The sequence below is a fragment of the Streptomyces ardesiacus genome, from assembly GCF_003112575.1.
Taxonomy (GTDB): domain Bacteria; phylum Actinomycetota; class Actinomycetes; order Streptomycetales; family Streptomycetaceae; genus Streptomyces; species Streptomyces ardesiacus.
Map to the genome: position 1 here is coordinate 67950 of NZ_BEWC01000005.1, position 17819 is coordinate 85768.

Below are 17819 nucleotides of genomic sequence, written 5' to 3' on the forward strand. Positions count from 1 at the left end.
AACCTGGGGGGCGCGGCATACATTCCGGGCCGGGAACGACCGGGATCAGCTCTCCGGGCGGTCCTCCGGGGAGCGTTCCGGGGCCGGGTCGGCCGGGCTCTTGGTGGTGGAGATCGCCGCCGCCGTGCCGTTGGCGCCGTTCGTCAGGGCCAGCTCCTTCGGGGAGAGGACCGGCGGACGGGTCGAGGGCGTGCGGCGCGAGGAGCCGGTCCAGGCGGGCCGGGAGGGGCGCTTGACGATCTGGGAGAAGATCTCGGCGATCTCCTCCTTGCCCAGCGTCTCCTTCTCCAGCAGCGCGAGGACGAGGTTGTCGAGGACGTCGCGGTTCTCGACCAGGATCTCCCAGGCCTCGTTGTGCGCCGTCTCGATGAGCTTCTTGACCTCTTCGTCGACCAGCGCGGCGACCTCTTCCGAGTAGTCGCGCTGGTGGGCCATCTCACGCCCGAGGAACGGCTCGCTGTTGTCGCCGCCGAACTTGATCGCGCCGAGGCGCTCGGTCATGCCGTACTGGGTGACCATCGCCCGGGCCAGGCCGGTGGCCTTCTCGATGTCGTTGGCCGCGCCCGTCGTCGGGTCGTGGAAGACGAGTTCCTCGGCCGCGCGTCCGCCCAGCATGTAGGCGAGCTGGTCGAGCATCTCGTTGCGCGTGGTCGAGTACTTGTCCTCGTCCGGGAGCACCATCGTGTAGCCGAGAGCCCGGCCCCGGGACAGGATCGTGATCTTGTGGACCGGGTCGGAGTTCGGGGAGGCCGCCGCGACCAGGGCGTGTCCGCCCTCGTGGTACGCGGTGATCTTCTTCTCCTTGTCCGACATGATCCGGGTCCGCTTCTGCGGGCCCGCGACCACGCGGTCGATCGCCTCGTCCAGCATGTGGTTGTCGATCAGCTTCTGGTCGCTGCGGGCCGTCAGCAGCGCGGCCTCGTTCAGCACGTTGGCCAGGTCGGCACCGGTCATGCCGGGGGTGCGGCGGGCGACGGCCGACAGGTCGACGTCGGGCGCGACCGGCTTGCCCTTCTGGTGGACCTTGAGGATCTCCAGCCGGCCCTGCATGTCGGGGCGGTCGACGGCGATCTGCCGGTCGAAGCGGCCGGGACGCAGCAGCGCGGGGTCGAGGATGTCGGGGCGGTTCGTCGCGGCGATGAGGATCACGCCGCCCTTGACGTCGAAGCCGTCCATCTCGACGAGGAGCTGGTTCAGGGTCTGCTCGCGCTCGTCGTGACCGCCGCCGAGGCCGGCGCCGCGGTGACGGCCGACCGCGTCGATCTCGTCGACGAAGACGATGGCCGGGGCGTTCGCCTTGGCCTGCTCGAACAGGTCGCGCACTCGGGAGGCACCGACACCGACGAACATCTCGACGAAGTCGGAACCGGAGATCGAGTAGAACGGCACGCCCGCCTCGCCCGCCACGGCGCGCGCGAGCAGGGTCTTGCCGGTGCCGGGCGGGCCGTACAGCAGCACGCCCTTGGGGATCTTGGCGCCGACGGCCTGGAACTTGGCCGGCTCCTGCAGGAACTCCTTGATCTCGTGGAGCTCCTCGACGGCCTCCTCGGACCCGGCGACGTCGGCGAACGTGGTCTTCGGGGTGTCCTTGGTGATGAGCTTCGCCTTGGACTTGCCGAAGTTCATGACCCGGGAGCCGCCGCCCTGCATCTGGTTCATCAGGAACAGGAAGATGACCACGATGAGGACGAAGGGAAGCAGGGTGATCAGCAGCCCGACGAACGGGTTCTGCTTCGACGGCGAGACCGTGTAGCCGTCGGGGATCTGCTTGTCCTGGTACTTGTTCTGAAGGGTGTTGGCGAGGGTCACGCCCTGGTCGCCGATGTAGCTCGCCTGGATCTTCGAGCTGCCTTCGACCTTCTGGCCGTCCTTGAGCTGAACCTTGATGTTCTGCTCGTCACCGGTGGTCAGCTTGGCCGACTCGACCCTGTTGTCGTTGATCGCCTGGACGACCTGGCCGGTGTCCACCGTCTTGTAGCCGCCGGACGAGCCCACGACCTGCATCAACACGACCACGGCAAGGACGGCCAGCACGATCCACATGATTGGCCCACGGAAGTATCGCTTCACGTCCATCCACACGGAGCGGTGTCGCCCCGTCCCTCCTGCCATAGTGAGTTTGATAAGACAGTTCTTCTGACGGTACCCCAGCGTGGCGGCCCTCAGCCGCACGGGCGGGCCGACGTCCCGTCTGCATCCTCAACGGCGCGGGGGCCTCAGGGGTTCCCGGTGGGCCCGCCGAAACACCGCCGGACGCGCTGCGGGCGCGTCAGCCGCCGTACACGTGGGGCGCGAGCGTACCGACGAACGGGAGGTTGCGGTACTTCTCGGCGTAGTCGAGGCCGTAGCCGACGACGAATTCGTTGGGGATGTCGAAGCCGACCCATTCCACGTCGATGGCGACCTTCGCGGCGTCGGGCTTGCGCAGCAGCGTGCACACCTTGAGGGAGGCGGGCTCGCGCGAGCCGAGGTTGGAGATCAGCCAGGACAGGGTCAGGCCGGAGTCGATGATGTCCTCGACGATGAGGACGTGGCGGCCCTTGATGTCGGTGTCGAGGTCCTTGAGGATCCGCACCACACCGGAGGACTGGGTGCCCGCGCCGTACGAGGACACCGCCATCCAGTCCATCGTGACGGGGGTGGACAGCGTGCGCGCCAGGTCGGCCATGACCATCACGGCGCCCTTGAGCACGCCGACGATGAGCAGGTCCTTGCCCGCGTACTCCGCGTCGATCTTCGCGGCCAGCTCGGCCAGCTTCGCGTCGATCTCTTCCTTGGTGATGAGTACCTTCTCGAGGTCGGCACCCATGTCGTTCGCGTCCACCCGCATCACTTTCGGTCGTCCCACCGGCCACTCCGGAACGTCCCGGCGATCCGTGCGCGGATCGGTGGGAGGGTCCGGATTCAGCCTTGCCGGATCACCAGTCTGCCACCCTGCCGCCGGGCGACGACTTTGCCGGGGAGGTTGATGGCCCCCTGGCCGCGCCAGCCGGTGATCAGCCGGTCGACTTCCTCGATGTGCCGGGCGAACAGGGCGCCGCCGGGGGCGCCGGCCTCCAGGGCGGCGCGGCGCAGGATCCGGCGGCGTACGGCGGGCGGCAGGGCGTACAGCTTGGCGCACTCCAGTCCGCCGGTGGCGTCGCGGACGCCGGCCTCGGCCTGACGGGCCCAGGTGTCGAGGGCGTCGGCGTCGTCCCGGGAGAGTTGGGCCGTACGGGCAAGGGCCTCGACGACGCCCTTGCCGAGCGCCTTCTCCAGGGCGGGCAGGCCCTCGTGGCGCAGCCGGGAGCGGGTGTAGGCGGGGTCGGCGTTGTGGGGGTCGTCCCAGACGGGGAGGGACTGGACCATGCAGGCCTTGCGGGCGGTCTGGCGGTCGACCTGGAGGAAGGGGCGCCGGTAACGGCCGCCGGCCCCCGAGACCGCGGCCATGCCCGACAGGGAGCGGATGCCGGAGCCGCGGGCGAGGCCCAGCAGGACGGTCTCGGCCTGGTCGTCGCGGGTGTGGCCGAGCAGGACGGCGGCGGCGCCGTGCCGGGCGGCGGCCGCGTCCAGCGCCGCGTAGCGGGCGTCGCGGGCGGCGGCTTCCGGGCCGCCCTCGCGGCCGACGGTGACGGCGGTGGCCTCCACGGGGTCGAGGCCGAGTGCGCGCAGGCGCAGGACGACCTCTTCCGCGCGCAGGTCGGAGCCGTGCTGCAGGCCGTGGTCGACGGTGACGCCGCCGGCGCGGATGCCGAGCCGGGGCGCCTCGAAGGCGAGGGCGGAGGCGAGCGCCATGGAGTCGGCGCCGCCGGAGCACGCCACGAGGACGAGCGGGGAGTCGGGAAGTCCGGACGCGCCCTCGGGCGGGCGTCCGGCGGCCGTCGCGGCGGGAACGCCGGCCGGGGTGTTCAGTTCGGTGAGGATGTCGTGGAGGACGCGGCGGACCGCCAGGCGTATCGCCGCGACCGCAGGATGGGGACCCATGTCCGGTGCCCTTCATGAAGTTGTCGGGGGTGAGCCCGAGGTTCGGTCACGCAGAGTGTGTAGATGGTGACAGAAACGGGCCGTTACCCGAGCATCGCACGCCTGCCGAAGGCTCACGGTCCCTCGGACGGGTGATTGGAGGGTCGTTCGTCTGCCGTCGGCCGGAAAGGTGCACGCCCCGCCCGCGCGGCTCACGCCTCCGGCTTGCGGTGCACCCGCGCGATCCAGTCCGCCGGTTTGGCGATCTCCGACTTGGTGGGGAGCGTGTTGGGCGAGGTCCAGACGCGGTTGAAGCCGTCCATGCCGCACTCGTCGACGACGGCCCGTACGAAGCGTTCGCCGTCCCGGTACTGGCGGAGCTTGGCGTCGAGGCCGAGCAGCTTGCGCAGCGCCATGTCGAGGCGGGAGGCGCCCCTGGCGCGCCGCTGCTGGAACTTCTCGCGGATCTCCTCGACGCTCGGCACGACCTCCGGTCCCACGCCGTCCATCACGTAGTCGGCGTGGCCCTCCAGGAGGGACATCACGGCGGTGATGCGGCCGAGCACCTCGCGCTGGGCCGGGGTCTGCACCAGCTCGACGAGCGAGCGGCCGCCGTCGTCCTCCTCCGCGTCGGGGCGGCCCCCGGCGAGCGACTGGGCGGCCTCGCGGATCCGTTCGAGCACGGTCATGGGGTCGACGTCGGTCTCGGCGAGGAACGACTGGATTTCGCCCTCGATGTGGTCGCGCAGCCAGGGCACGGCGGTGAACTGCGTGCGGTGGGTCTCCTCGTGCAGGGTCACCCACAGGCGGAAGTCGTGCGGCTGGACGTCGAGTTCGCGCTCCACGTGCACGATGTTGGGCGCGACGAGGAGCAGCCGGCCGCCGCCGTTCGCTCCGGCGGGCAGTTCGCGGGTGGCCGGGGCGAACGTCTCGTACTGGCCGAGGACGCGGGAGGACAGGAACGACAGCAGCATGCCCAGCTCCACGCCGGTGACCTTGCCGCCGACGGCGCCGAGGACCGCGTTGCCCGGCCCGCTGCCGCGCCGCTCCTGCATCTTCTCCAGCAGGGGTTTGAGCAGTTCCCGGAAGCCGGCGACGTTGGCCCGGACCCAGCCGGGCCGGTCGACCACCAGGAGGGGGGTGTCGTGGGTCTCCTCGGTGCCCATCCGGGTGAAACCACGGACGTGCTCCTCCGCGGACTTGGCATGGCGGCGGAGTTCCGCGACGACGGCCCTGGCCTCGTCGCGGCTCACCTCGGGGCCCGGCCGTACGAGCCGGGTCGCGGTCGCCACCGCGAGGTTCCAGTCGACCATGCCGGGATTTGCGCCGATGCTCGTCATGGGTCAACGGTACGGGAGCGCCGCCGCCCGGGGCAGGCCGTGCGGTGCCCGCGGGGCGGGTGCACCCGCGGCTAGGGCGACGTCAGGCCGGTCGCCGCCCGGTCCAGGGCCGACTGCGCCGCCCAGGCGTCCGTCGTCGCGTTGGTCAGGAAGGCGAAGGCCAGGAGGCGGCCGTCGGGGGTGGCGACCGTGCCGGCGAGGGTGTTGACGCCGGTGAGGGTGCCGGTCTTGGCGCGGACGAGGCCCGCTGCGCCGTCCGTGTAACGGGCGGCCAGGGTGCCGGTGAAGTGGGCGACGGGCAGGCCGGTGAGCACCGGGCGGAGCTGGGGGCGGTCGGGGGCGGCGGCCTCGGTCAGCAGGGCGGTGAGCAGGCCGGGGGTGATCAGGTCGGTGCGGTCCAGGCCGCTCCCGTCGTGGAACCGGGCGCCGCGCACGGGCAGGCCGAGCTGTTCGAGGCGGGCGGCGACGGCCGCGCCGGCCCCGGCGAAGTCGGCGCGCCGGCCGGTCGCCACGGCGGTGTGGCGGGCCAGGGCCTCGGCGAGGTCGTTGTCGCTGTTGGTCAGCATCCGCTCGACCAGGGCCGACAACGGGGGCGAGGAGACCGCGGCGAGGGTCGTGGCCCGTCCCGTGGCCTTGGAGGGGCCGGGGGGCGACGCGGTGACGCCGTGCTGCTTCAGGAGGTCCGCGAAGGTGCGGGCGGCATCGGCGGCCGGATCGGGCACGCGCGGGGCGGGGCCGCTGGTGGAGTCGTCGGTGCGGCCCTCGTCGGCCATGAGCGCGGTGACGGGGGCGAGGTTCTCGTTGACTCCGATCGGGTGGAGCTCCGGGCCGGCGTAGAGCGTCGTGTCGTACGAGAGCGTCACCTTGCGCACGTCGCGTTTCTTCAGGGCGGCGGCGGTCTGCTCGGCGAGGGTGCGCAGGCCGGCGAGTCCCCGGGCGTCCTCGCGGGCGGTGAGGGTGGGGTCGCCGCCGCCGACGAGGACGAGTTCGCCGGTGTCGGCCTCCAGAGCGGTGCGGGTGGTGAGGCGGTGGTCGGGGCCGAGGGCGGTGAGGGCGGCGACGGCGGTGGCGATCTTGGTGGTGGAGGCGGGGACGAGGGCGGCGTCGGCGTCGAGGCCGTACAGGCGCTTGCCGGTGGTCAGGTCGACGACGGCCGCCGCGCGGCGCTCGCCCAGCGCGGGGTCGTCCTTCAGCAGGGGGTCGAGGAGGTCCGCGAGGTTCTCGGTGCCGGGTGCGGCCTTGACGCCGCCCGGGGTGGTGGCGCCGCCCAGGCCGGTCAGGACGGGCCCGGCGCTGGGCGCAGGACGGGGCGAACCGGACGCCGTACCGGAGGCCCCGGGTCCGCGGCCGTGATCTGCGCCACCCGTGTGCTCCAGTGCGACGGCCCGGTCCCGCTCGGCCGTACGCTGACCCGTGGAGTCCCAGGGGCCGGCGGCGGTCACCACACCGGCGGCCAGTGCCAGCCCGGCGGTGGCGGCACCGGCGGTGTACTGCCAGGTCCTGGGCCGCGTGATCCGGGCGAGCTGCGGCGCCGTGGCCCGTGCGAAGCGCGCGACCCGCGGTCGGGCACTCCGGGCGAACCGGGCCAGACGGGGACGTACGGCTTGCGCGGCCCGCGCCAGATGCGGTGCCGCGGTCCGCCACGGTCTCAGCTCTGGCACTGTCACCAGCCCCTTTCGCGATCACACGCCTGCGTGAGGGACACTTAACCACCAGAACTATGTGCTGATCATGGAGGAGCGTCCGGTGGAGTTCGACGTCACGATCGAGATCCCGAAGGGTTCGCGGAACAAGTACGAGGTGGACCACGAGACCGGTCGTATCCGCCTGGACCGCCGCCTGTTCACCTCGACCGCCTACCCGACCGACTACGGCTTCGTCGAGAACACCCTCGGCGAGGACGGCGACCCGCTGGACGCCCTGGTCATCCTGGACGAGCCGACCTTCCCGGGCTGCCTCATCCGCTGCCGCGCGATCGGCATGTTCCGGATGACGGACGAGGCCGGCGGCGACGACAAGCTGCTGTGCGTGCCGTCGACCGACCCGCGTGTGGAGCACCTGCGTGACATCCACCACGTGTCGGAGTTCGACCGCCTGGAGATCCAGCACTTCTTCGAGGTCTACAAGGACCTTGAGCCCGGCAAGTCCGTCGAGGGCGCCGACTGGGTCGGCCGCGCCGACGCCGAGGCGGAGATCGAGCGGTCCTACAAGCGCTTCAAGGACCAGGGCGGCCACTGAGCAGTCGGCTTCCCGTAACGGGCCGCACGCACACGCGTGCGGCCCGTTCGTGTTTGAGTGACCATACTGAGGTCAACAGGAGGGTGTGTCGGTACCAGGGAGCGTTGCGCAGGTGACGGAGGCGGAGGAGCCCAAGCCGCAGTCGGACGAGGCCCGCAGTGCCTTCCGGCAGCCCGGTGGGGTCCCGGCGTCGGCCGACGGCGAGTCGTCGACGACGTCCGAGTTCGAGATCCCGCAGGGACTCGCCGTCCCGCGACACACCGGCGGCGAGTCCGAGACGACCTCGGAGTTCTCGCTTCCCGAGGGCCTGGAGGCGCCCCCGGCCGCTCCGGCGGACACCGAGGGCTCGGCATTCAGCATGCCGAGCACGCACAGCGCGTGGACCGCCCCGGCGGCCTTCACCCCGGCGAGCGGCTTCCCGGCGGTGAACCTGGCGGACGTGCCCTGGCAGGACCGGATGCGCGCCATGCTGCGCATGCCGGTGGCCGAGCGGCCCGCGCCCGAGCCCTCGCAGAAGCACGACGACGAGACCGGTCCCGCCGTCCCGCGCGTGCTCGACCTGACGCTGCGTATCGGGGAGCTGCTGCTGGCGGGCGGTGAGGGCGCCGAGGACGTGGAGGCGGCCATGTTCGCCGTCTGCCGCTCCTACGGCCTGGACCGCTGCGAGCCGAACGTCACCTTCACCCTGCTGTCGATCTCCCACCAGCCGTCGCTGGTCGACGATCCGGTGACGGCGTCGCGGACGGTGCGCCGCCGCGGCACCGACTACACCCGGCTGGCGGCCGTCTTCCATCTGGTGGACGACCTCAGCGACCCCGACACGAACATCTCCCTGGAGGAGGCCTACCGGCGCCTCGCCGAGATCCGCCGCAACCGGCACCCGTACCCCACCTGGGTCCTGACCGTGGCGAGCGGTCTGCTCGCCGGCGCGGCCTCGCTGCTCGTCGGTGGCGGGCTGACCGTGTTCTTCGCGGCGATGTTCGGCTCGATGCTCGGCGACCGGCTGGCGTGGCTGTGCGCCGGGCGGGGGCTGCCGGAGTTCTACCAGTTCGCGGTGGCCGCGATGCCGCCGGCCGCGATGGGCGTGGCGCTGACGGTGACCCACGTCGACGTGAAGGCGTCCGCGGTCATCACCGGTGGGCTCTTCGCGCTGCTGCCCGGGCGGGCGCTGGTCGCGGGGGTGCAGGACGGCCTGACCGGTTTCTACATCACCGCCGCCGCGCGTCTGCTGGAGGTCATGTACTTCTTCGTCAGCATCGTCGCCGGGGTGCTGGTGGTGCTGTACTTCGGCGTCCAGCTGGGCGCCCAGCTCAATCCGGACGCCGCGCTGGGCACCGGCGACGAACCGTTCGTGCAGATCTTCGCCTCGATGCTGCTGTCGCTGGCCTTCGCGATCCTGCTCCAGCAGGAACGGGCCACCGTGCTCGCGGTGACCCTGAACGGCGGTATCGCCTGGTGCGTGTACGGCGCCATGAATTACGCCGGCGACATCTCACCAGTGGCCTCCACGGCCGCCGCGGCGGGGCTCGTGGGCCTGTTCGGGCAGCTGATGTCCCGGTACCGGTTCGCCTCGGCGCTGCCGTACACGACCGCGGCGATCGGGCCGCTGCTGCCCGGTTCGGCGACGTACTTCGGTCTGCTGGGGATCGCGCAGGGCGAGGTCGACGCGGGGCTGCTGTCGCTGTCCAACGCGGTGGCGCTGGCGATGGCCATCGCGATCGGGGTGAACCTGGGCGGCGAGATCTCGCGGCTGTTCCTGAGGGTGCCCGGCGCCGCGAGTGCGGCGGGACGCCGGGCCGCCAAGCGGACGAGGGGTTTCTAGCGCGGGGTCAGCGGCCCTGGTTGTACGGGTGCTGGTCGCCGTACTGCTGGGGCTGGTCGCCGTAGCCCTGCGGGTACTGCTGGGCGTACGGCTGCTGCGGGGGCTGCTGGTACTGCTGCGGCCGGTCGTACTGCTGGGGCCGGTCGTACTGCTGGGGCCGGTCGTACTGCTGCGGCTGCTGGTACTGCTGGGGCCGCTGCTGCTGGTACTGCTGCGGCTGGTCGTACGGGTCCACCCTGCGGAGCTGGGTCGTGGCGTCGTCCATGACCGGGTACGGCGGCTGGTGCTGCTGCTGGGCGGGCGCGGGGGCCGGTGCGGCCTCGGCGGCGCGCTGCTTCTTCTTGCGCTCGCGCAGGTACTCGATGGCGATCGGGACGACCGAGACCACGACGATCAGGACGAGGATGGCCTCGACGTTGCTCCGGATGAACTCGATCTGGCCGAGCCAGTAGCCCGCGAGGGTGACGCCGGTGCCCCAGGCCACGCCGCCGACGACGTTGTACGTGAGGAAGGTGCGGTACTTCATGCGGCCGGCGCCCGCCACGATGGGGGCGAAGGTGCGCACGATGGGCACGAAGCGGGCCAGGACGATCGCCTTGGGGCCGTACTTGTCCATGAACTCGTGCGCCTTCTCCAGATTCTCCTGTTTGAAGAGCTTGGAGTTGGGGCGGCTGAAGAGCCGGGGCCCGAAGAACTTGCCGATCATGTAGCCGACCTGGTCGCCGAGGACGGCGGCGGCCACGATCAGGGTGCACACCAGCCACAGCGGCTGGCTGATGAACTCGCCCTGGGCGACGAACAGGCCCGCGGTGAACAGCAGCGAGTCGCCGGGCAGAAACGCGAAGAGTCCTGACTCGGCGAAGACGATGAGCAGGATGCCGGGCAGACTGAACGTCTCGATCAGGTAGTCCGGGCTGATCCACTCGGGACCGAGCGCAAGGGTGGTCACGGGATGTGGCTCCTGCTGCTGGGGGGAGGCGGGCTGGACCTGGCTGCCCAAACGTACAACGCAGCCGCGGTGCCCCAGGTTCCACGTAGTGCCTCGGGGTGCACGGTGACGTTCCCCGGGGAAACCTGAGGACCATGGGAATTGAAGAATACGGCGGCGGCCAGGGTCCGCAGCCCGACGTGCTCGTGGTGACCACCAACGACCTGCCGGGCCACCGGGTGCAGGAGGTGATCGGGGAGGTCTTCGGACTGACCGTGCGGTCGCGGCACCTGGGGAGCCAGATCGGCGCCGGGCTGAAGTCGCTGGTCGGCGGTGAGCTGCGCGGGCTGACGAAGACGCTGGTCGAGACCCGCAACCAGGCGATGGAGCGGCTGGTCGAACAGGCACGCGCGCGGGGGGCCAACGCGGTGCTGTCCTTCCGCTTCGACGTGACGGAGGCGGCGGACGTGGGCACCGAGGTGTGCGCGTACGGGACGGCGGTGGTCGTGGCCCGGGAGTGAGACCCGGGCCACGACCGCCGCTCAGGAGGTGTGCCGGGCGGCGTTGGCGAGGATCGCGTCCCGCATGTAGACGGCGAGGCCGGGCCGCGCGGCGTCGATGTTTCGCGTGAAACGTTCGTCCGCGACGTACATCTCCCCCAGGCAGGTGTGCATCTCGTACCCGCAGTCGTAGTGGTTGCGGACGATGCCCCGCCGGTGGTCCTCGGCGGCGTCCATGGCCCCCTCGGAGTCGGCGGGCTCACCCGCGTCCATCAGGGCGACGAAGCGCCGGGTGAGCGCGTCGGCCTCGTCCTGGAGGCGCTGCCAGTCCTCCTTGGTGTACGAGGCGGTCTTCTCCTTGGACTGGCGGTAGGCGTCGGTGTCGCCCCAGCGGTCCTTGACCTCCTCCTCGTACTGATCGGGGTCGAAGTCGCCGAAGACCTCGAACTTCTCCTCGGGCGTGAGGTTGATGCCCATGCTGCGTGCCTCCATGGCGTGCTCCACGGCCGCCGCCATCTTCTGCAGCTTCTCGATCCGGGCGGTCAGCAGCTCGTGCTGGCGGCGCAGGTGCGCGCGCGGGTCCGCGGCCGGGTCGTCGAGCAGGGCGGCGACCTCGTCGAGCGGGAAGCCCAGCTCCCGGTAGAACAGGATCTGCTGCAGCCGGTCGAGGTCGGCGTCGCTGTAGCGCCGGTGGCCCGCGTGGCTGCGCCCGCCGGGTGCGAGCAGGCCGATGTCGTCGTAGTGGTGCAGCGTGCGCACCGTCACCCCGGCGAAGCCGGCCACCTGTCCCACGGAGTAGCTCACTTCCGCTCCCTTCTGTGACGCCGTCCACGCTGCCTCCTCACGTGACGTGAGGTGCAAGTCCCGCCGGCGCCGCCCCGCCCGACCGGTACAGCCCCGGGTGCGGGGACCGGGGCTCCGCCCTACCGTCGGTCGTATGCCACTGCACCACGGGCCCCACCCGCCGCAGGACGACGACCGGAAGCGGCGCCGGCTCGCCGTGAACCCGTTCTACGCGACGGCGGACCCCCTCGGCGGCATGACCGAGGCCCCGCCCACGCACCAGTTGCCCGACTCCCCCCTGCCCCCGGAGACCGCGTACCGGCTGGTCCACGACGAGCTGATGCTGGACGGCAACGCGCGGCTGAACCTGGCCACCTTCGTCACCACCTGGATGGAGCCGCAGGCCGGGGTGCTGATGAGCGAGTGCCGGGACAAGAACATGATCGACAAGGACGAGTACCCGCGCACCGCCGAACTGGAGCGGCGCTGCGTGGCGATGCTCGCCGGCCTGTGGCACGCGCCCGACCCGCAGGCGGTCGTGGGCTGCTCGACGACCGGGTCGAGCGAGGCGTGCATGCTGGCCGGGATGGCCATGAAGCGGCGCTGGGCGCTGCGCAACGCCGACCGCTACCCGGCGAAGGACGTGCGGCCCAATCTCGTGATGGGCGTGAACGTCCAGGTCTGCTGGGAGAAGTTCTGCACCTTCTGGGAGGTGGAGGCCCGGCAGGTCCCGATGGAGGGCGAGCGCTTCCACCTGGACCCGCAGGCCGCCGCCGAGCTGTGCGACGAGAACACCATCGGGGTCGTCGGCATCATGGGCTCCACCTTCGACGGCTCCTACGAGCCGGTCGCCGACCTGTGCGCGGCCCTGGACGCCCTCCAGGAGCGCACCGGGCTCGACGTCCCCGTGCACGTCGACGGGGCCTCCGGCGGCATGGTCGCGCCCTTCCTCGACGAGGACCTGGTGTGGGACTTCCGGCTGCCGAGGGTCGCCTCGATCAACACCTCGGGGCACAAGTACGGGCTGGTCTACCCGGGCGTGGGCTGGGCGCTGTGGCGGGACTCGGAGGCGCTCCCCGAGGAGCTGGTGTTCCGCGTGAACTACCTGGGCGGGGACATGCCGACCTTCGCGCTGAACTTCTCCCGGCCGGGCGCGCAGGTGGTCGCGCAGTACTACACGTTCCTGCGGCTGGGACGCGAGGGCTACCGGGCCGTGCAGCAGAACGCGCGCGACATCGCGGGCTCGCTCGCGGAGCGGGTGGCGGCGCTGGGCGACTTCCGGCTGCTGACGCGCGGGGACCAGCTGCCGGTGTTCGCCTTCACGACGGCCGACGACGTGACGGCGTACGACGTCTTCGACGTGTCCCGGCGGCTGCGGGAGGGCGGCTGGCTGGTGCCGGCGTACACCTTCCCGCCGCACCGCGAGGACCTCTCCGTGCTGCGGGTGGTGTGCCGCAATGGCTTCTCGACGGACCTGGCGGACCTGCTCCTGGACGACCTGGAGCGGCTGCTGCCCGAGCTGCGCCGGCAGCCGCACCCGCTGACCCGGGACAAGGGCGCGGCGACGAGTTTCCACCACTGACCCCGGACGGCGTCAGCCCGGGCCGCCGTGGGGGCCCGCCTCCAGGCGGGCGCGGGAGCTGCTGTCGGCGGGTTCCGACCCGCGGGACGTCGTGGTGGCCGCCGGCTCGGCAGGGGGCGGACTGAGCATCGCCACCCTGCTCGCGGCCGGGGCGGCCGGGCTGCCGCAGCCCGCCGCCGTGGTCCTCTTCTCCCCCTGGACCGACCTCGCCCTGGACCGACCTCACCCTCTCCGGCGGCAGCATCCGCTCCAAGGAGGACGCCGACCCGATATTCACCGAGGCAGACGTGCGCGCGTACGCGGATCTCTGCGTCGGTGCGGGCGACCGGGCGCTCCCCCTGGCCGGCCCGGTCTCCGGCGACCTCGCCGGGCTGCCCCCGCTGCTCGTGCGGGTCGGCGCGAACGAGGTGCTGCTCGACGACGCGGTGCGGTCGGCCGGCCGGGCCGGCGCCGACGGCGTCGAGGTCACGCTCGAAGTCGGGCCCGGCCTCCCCCACGTCTTCCAGCACCACTACGGCCGGCTCGAGGAGGCGGACGCCGCACTCGACCGCGCCGCCCGCTTCCTCACCGCCCGCCTCTCCGCCGGGCGCCCTGACGCCGGCCGTCTCGCACCGGTGCGCTGACGCCCTCGGCGTGGGGGGCGGTACCGCCCGCCCTCAGCGGCTGAGCCGCGCGAACCTCGCCACCGCGAGCGGGAAGAACACGGCGAGCAGGGCCAGCGGCCAGGCGAGGGCCGCCCAGACGTGGCCGGACTCGCCGCCGGGGCCGCCGAACAGGTCGCGCACGGCGGTGGCGGTCTGGGACATCGGGTTCCACTGGACGACCGTGCCCAGCCAGCCGGGCATGGAGTCGGGCGTGGCGAAGGCGTTGGAGAGGAAGCCGACCGGCCAGACCAGGATCTGCACCGCCTGCACCAGTTCGGGCTTCCCTGCCACCAGGGCGAGGAAGATGCCGATCCACAGCATGGCGAAGCGGAAGAGCAGCAGCAGGCCCACCGCGCCCAGGAAGGCGCCCGGACCGCCGTGGGCCCGCCAGCCCAGCGCGTACCCGACGCCCGTCAGTACGGCGAGGCCGAGCGCCGACTGGAGCATGTCGGCGGCGGAACGGCCCACCAGGACCGCACCGTTGGCCATCGGCAGGGAGCGGAACCGGTCGACGACGCCCTTGTCCAGGTCCCGGGTGACGGCGATCATCGTGCCCTCCAGGCCGAACGCCATGGTGAGCGCGAGCATCCCGGGGACGAGGTAGTCGACGTACTCGCCGCCCACGCCCCGGCCGCCGCCGACCAGGTAGCCGAACATCAGCAGCAGCATGACCGGGAAGACCAGGTTGACCACGACCGTCACCGGCTGACGCCGCCAGCGGGCCAGCTCGCGGCGGGTCATGGTCCAGGAGTCGGACAGGGCATGGGACAGGGGGGTGGTGGCGGGGACGGTGGTGCTCGCGCTCACGCGGCCTCCTTCGTGCGGTCGGTGAGGTGCAGGAACACCTCGTCCAGGGTGGGCCGGCGCAGCGCCACGTCCTCGGCCTCGATGCCGGCCTCCTCCAGCGCCCGTACGACGCCGGAGAGCGCCGCCATCCGGTCGGTGACGGGGGCGCTGAGCAGCCGGCGGTCGGCGTCGACGCGGACGCCGGTGAGCGGCAGCAGGGCGACCGCGTCGTCCAGCCGGCCGGCGTGGCGCAGGACGACGTCGACGCGGTCGCCGCCGGTGGCGGCCTTCAGCTCGTCGGCCGTGCCGTCGGCGACGACCCGGCCCGAGTCGACGACCGAGATGCGGTCGGCCAGCTGGTCGGCCTCCTCCAGGTACTGGGTGGTGAGCAGGACCGTCGTCCCCCCGCCGACCAGGGAGCGGACCGAGTCCCACACCTCGGCGCGGCCGCGGGGGTCGAGGCCGGTGGTCGGCTCGTCCAGGAAGAGCACCTCCGGTTCGGTGATGAGGGACGCGGCCAGGTCCAGGCGGCGTCGCATGCCGCCGCTGTAGGCACCGACCGGCTTGCGCCCGGTGTCGGTGAGGTCGAAGCGGGCGAGCAGTTCGTCGGCACGCGCGCGTGCCCGCCGGGCGCCCAGGTGGTGGAGGCGGCCGAACATCTCCAGGTTCTGCCGGCCGTCCAGTTCCTCGTCGAGCGCCGCGTGCTGGCCGAGCAGGCCGATGCGCAGCCGAACCGCGTACGCCTGGGCGACGACGTCGTGACCCGCCACCTCGACGCGGCCCCCGTCGGGCCGCAGCAGGGTGGACAGGATGCGGACCAGGGTCGTCTTGCCCGCTCCGTTCGGGCCCAGCACGCCGTGCACCGTGCCGCGCGTGACGGTCAGGTCGAGCCCGTCCAGTGCGTCCTTGCTGCCGTACCTCTTGCGTGCGCCTTCGACGGTGATCGCCGTGTCGGCCACTGTCACTCCCCCACTCCCCATCGAGGACCAAGCTAGCCAAATTTGACTACTGCCGCAGAAGGTAATGCCCCGACCTTCGATGAGTCAAACTTGATTAGTGCGCGTCCCCGTCATGCGGCCGCCCCGTCGCGAAGGGGTTCTCCTCGCCCTCCGCCAGCACGCCGACGAACGGGGCGCCCTCGCCGGCGAAGGTGTACGCGCCGCCCCGGACGCGTGCGACGAGACCGCGGGTCCACTCGGCGCCCGTGTCGGCCGAGTGGAGCCAGTAGTTCATGATCTCGCCGATGTGCCCGTACTGGCCGGGCCCCTCCGCGGGCAGGTAGTACTCCGTGACGGCGGCACGCCACTCCTCGATCTTCCGCACCCGCTCCTCCAGGAGCGCGAGGACCTCCTCGCGCGGGAGGTCGACCATGAAGCCGAGCGCCGCGGTGAGCACGTCCGGCCGCTGGTCGTAGGCGGTGAGGTAGGCGCGGAGCAGGGCGAAGTACTCCTCGGTGCCCTGCTCGGTGATCTCGTACTCCACCCGCGGCGGACCGCCCGCCGTGGACGGTGCGATCTCGTGCGCGAGGAGCAGCCCCTGTTTCGCCATCTGCTTCAGCGCGTGGTAGATCGAACCGGGCTTGGTGTTCGACCACTCGTGCGCGCCCCAGTACTCCAGGTCGTTGCGCACCTGGTAGCCGTGGGCCCGCCCGTGCTGGCGGACCGCGCCGAGCACGAGGAGACGGATCGCTGACATGGGGCCAGCCTAGATCCCGCGCCGCGGTCCGCCCGCCGGGACCCTCGGCACCCCCGGCATCCTCAGAACGGGAACCCGCTGCGCCCGTGCTGCACCGAGATCCACTTCTGGGTGGTGAAGGCGTCCAGCATGGTGTCGCCGTTGAGGCGGCCCACTCCGGAGTGCTTCTCGCCGCCGAAGGGGACGATCGGCTCGTCGTGCACGGTGCCGTCGTTCACGTGGAACATGCCGGCGTCGATCTGCTTGGCGAAGTTGACGCCGCGCTCGATGTCCCCGGTGTGCACGGCGCCGCTCAGCCCGTACGGCGTGTCGTTGACGAGGCGCACGGCCTCCTCCTCGCCGTCGAAGGGGACGAGGAAGGCGACCGGGCCGAAGACCTCCTGGCGCAGCAGCGCGGAGTCGGCGGGCAGGCCGGTGAGGACCGACGGCTCGACCAGGTTGTCCGTGACCGTGCCGCGCACCAGGGCGGTCGCGCCCTCGGCGAGCGCCTGCTCGACGACGCCGGAGAGGGCGTCCGCCTGCGAGGAGTTGATCACCGGGCCGATGACGGTCGACGGGTCGCGCGGGTCGCCGGCCTTGAGGCTCTTCACCTTGGCGACGAACTTCTCGGTGAACTCGTCGGCCACCGCGCGGTCGACCAGCACCCGGTTGGCGGCCATGCAGACCTGGCCCTGGTGGACGTAGCGGCTGAAGACGGCGGCGTCGACCGCGTAGTCCACGTCGGCGTCGTCGAGGACCACCAGGGCGCTGTTGCCGCCCAGTTCGAGCACCGCGCGCTTGAAGTGGGCGGCGCAGACCGTGGCCACGTGGCGGCCGACCTTGTCGGATCCGGTGAAGGAGATCACCTTCGGCACCGGGTGCTCGAGGAAGGCGTCGCCGATCTCCGCGATGTCGGTGACCACGACGTTGAGCAGGCCGCCCGGGAGCCCGGCGTCCTGAAGGATCTTCGCGACCAGCGTGCCGCCGACGACCGGCGTGTTCTGGTGCGGCTTGAGGACGACGGCGTTGCCCAGGGCGAGGGCCGGGGCGACCGACTTCAGCGAGAGCAGGAAGGGGAAGTTGAAGGGGCTGATGACGCCCACGACGCCGACCGGCACGCGGTAGACGCGGTTCTCCTTGCCGTCGGCCGGGGACGGGATGATCCGGCCCTCGGGGGCCAGCGCCAGGTGGACCGCCTCGCGCAGGAACTCCTTGGCCAGGTGCAGCTCGAAGGCGGCCTTGAGCCGGGTGCCGCCCAGCTCGGCGACGATCGCCTCGCTGATCTCCTCCTCACGCTCCTCCACCAGGCGCAGCGCCTTCTCGAACACCGCGCGGCGCGCGTACGGGTTGGTGGCGGCCCACTGCTTCTGCGCGCGCTCGGCGGCCCGGTAGGCGGCGTCGACCTCGTCGACCGTGGCTATGGTGATCGAGGCCAGCTTCTCGTTGTCGTACGGATTGAAGTCGATGATGTCCCAGGAGCCGCTGCCCTGGCGCCACTCGCCGTCGATGTACTGCTGGGCGAGGTCGGTGAAGTACGACGACATGAGAACCCTCGATCCCCTCAACTGCCGCAGCCGCCG

General features: G+C 71.8%; 16 protein-coding genes. 5 read left to right on the plus strand and 11 right to left on the minus strand.

Going from position 1 to position 17819, the window contains the following annotated elements; genetic code table 11:
* Window positions 1-45 precede the first annotated feature (45 nt).
* The 5 genes from ftsH to dacB form a co-directional block, all read right to left on the minus strand.
* The gene (ftsH, locus tag Sdi02f_RS16805; RefSeq protein ID WP_030405000.1) at window positions 46-2076 is read right to left on the minus strand and encodes an ATP-dependent zinc metalloprotease FtsH; all 2031 of its coding nucleotides are present in this window, start codon (window positions 2074-2076) and stop codon (window positions 46-48) included.
* A 193-nt stretch (window positions 2077-2269) separates the two neighbouring features.
* Entirely contained in the window at window positions 2270-2830 is a 561-nt protein-coding gene (hpt, locus tag Sdi02f_RS16810; RefSeq protein ID WP_007452004.1) for a hypoxanthine phosphoribosyltransferase, read from the minus strand.
* A gap of 74 nt (window positions 2831-2904) precedes the next feature.
* On the minus strand, window positions 2905-3963 hold the full coding sequence (gene tilS, locus Sdi02f_RS16815) for a tRNA lysidine(34) synthetase TilS (protein ID WP_030404999.1): 1059 nt from the start codon (window positions 3961-3963) through the stop codon (window positions 2905-2907).
* Window positions 3964-4154: 191 nt separating this feature from the next.
* The gene (locus Sdi02f_RS16820) at window positions 4155-5282 is read right to left on the minus strand and encodes a zinc-dependent metalloprotease (protein ID WP_030404998.1); all 1128 of its coding nucleotides are present in this window, start codon (window positions 5280-5282) and stop codon (window positions 4155-4157) included.
* Between the two features lie 71 nt (window positions 5283-5353).
* Window positions 5354-6949, minus strand: a complete 1596-nt coding sequence (dacB, locus tag Sdi02f_RS16825) for a D-alanyl-D-alanine carboxypeptidase/D-alanyl-D-alanine endopeptidase (RefSeq protein WP_245962210.1) — start codon at window positions 6947-6949, stop codon at window positions 5354-5356.
* A 79-nt stretch (window positions 6950-7028) separates the two neighbouring features.
* On the opposite strand from dacB, the gene Sdi02f_RS16830 reads away from it, so the two are divergent.
* Window positions 7029-7520 carry an inorganic diphosphatase gene (locus tag Sdi02f_RS16830; RefSeq protein ID WP_030404996.1) on the plus strand — a complete coding sequence of 164 codons (492 nt, stop codon included), beginning with the start codon at window positions 7029-7031 and terminating at the stop codon, window positions 7518-7520.
* Between the two features lie 112 nt (window positions 7521-7632).
* Complete coding sequence (locus Sdi02f_RS16835; RefSeq protein ID WP_030404995.1) at window positions 7633-9342, plus strand: threonine/serine exporter family protein; 1710 nt, start codon at window positions 7633-7635, stop codon at window positions 9340-9342.
* Between the two features lie 7 nt (window positions 9343-9349).
* Here the strand turns inward: Sdi02f_RS16835 and Sdi02f_RS16840 are convergent, their stop codons facing one another.
* Window positions 9350-10291, minus strand: coding sequence for a DedA family protein (locus Sdi02f_RS16840; protein ID WP_108933581.1), 942 nt, complete (start codon window positions 10289-10291; stop codon window positions 9350-9352).
* A 134-nt stretch (window positions 10292-10425) separates the two neighbouring features.
* On the opposite strand from Sdi02f_RS16840, the gene Sdi02f_RS16845 reads away from it, so the two are divergent.
* Window positions 10426-10791, plus strand: a complete 366-nt coding sequence (locus Sdi02f_RS16845; RefSeq protein WP_030404993.1) for a YbjQ family protein — start codon at window positions 10426-10428, stop codon at window positions 10789-10791.
* Between the two features lie 21 nt (window positions 10792-10812).
* On the opposite strand, the gene Sdi02f_RS16850 is transcribed toward Sdi02f_RS16845, so the two are convergent.
* Window positions 10813-11574, minus strand: coding sequence for a MerR family transcriptional regulator (locus Sdi02f_RS16850; RefSeq protein ID WP_030404992.1), 762 nt, complete (start codon window positions 11572-11574; stop codon window positions 10813-10815).
* 133 nt (window positions 11575-11707) lie between these two features.
* Here Sdi02f_RS16850 and gad point away from each other — a divergent pair, with 133 nt between their 5' ends.
* Complete coding sequence (gene gad, locus Sdi02f_RS16855) at window positions 11708-13135, plus strand: glutamate decarboxylase (RefSeq protein WP_108933582.1); 1428 nt, start codon at window positions 11708-11710, stop codon at window positions 13133-13135.
* A gap of 242 nt (window positions 13136-13377) precedes the next feature.
* Window positions 13378-13758, plus strand: coding sequence for an alpha/beta hydrolase fold domain-containing protein (locus Sdi02f_RS16860; RefSeq protein ID WP_281262866.1), 381 nt, complete (start codon window positions 13378-13380; stop codon window positions 13756-13758).
* A 33-nt stretch (window positions 13759-13791) separates the two neighbouring features.
* On the opposite strand, the gene Sdi02f_RS16865 is transcribed toward Sdi02f_RS16860, so the two are convergent.
* The 4 genes from Sdi02f_RS16865 to Sdi02f_RS16880 form a co-directional block, all read right to left on the minus strand.
* A complete protein-coding gene (locus Sdi02f_RS16865) occupies window positions 13792-14520 on the minus strand; it encodes an ABC transporter permease (protein WP_037798491.1) in 729 nt (242 codons plus the stop codon).
* Window positions 14521-14582: 62 nt separating this feature from the next.
* A complete protein-coding gene (locus tag Sdi02f_RS16870) occupies window positions 14583-15524 on the minus strand; it encodes an ATP-binding cassette domain-containing protein (RefSeq protein ID WP_167458208.1) in 942 nt (313 codons plus the stop codon).
* 94 nt (window positions 15525-15618) lie between these two features.
* Window positions 15619-16260, minus strand: coding sequence for a PadR family transcriptional regulator (locus tag Sdi02f_RS16875; protein ID WP_030404987.1), 642 nt, complete (start codon window positions 16258-16260; stop codon window positions 15619-15621).
* A 62-nt stretch (window positions 16261-16322) separates the two neighbouring features.
* Window positions 16323-17783 carry an aldehyde dehydrogenase family protein gene (locus Sdi02f_RS16880; RefSeq protein ID WP_030404986.1) on the minus strand — a complete coding sequence of 487 codons (1461 nt, stop codon included), beginning with the start codon at window positions 17781-17783 and terminating at the stop codon, window positions 16323-16325.
* Window positions 17784-17819 lie beyond the last annotated feature (36 nt).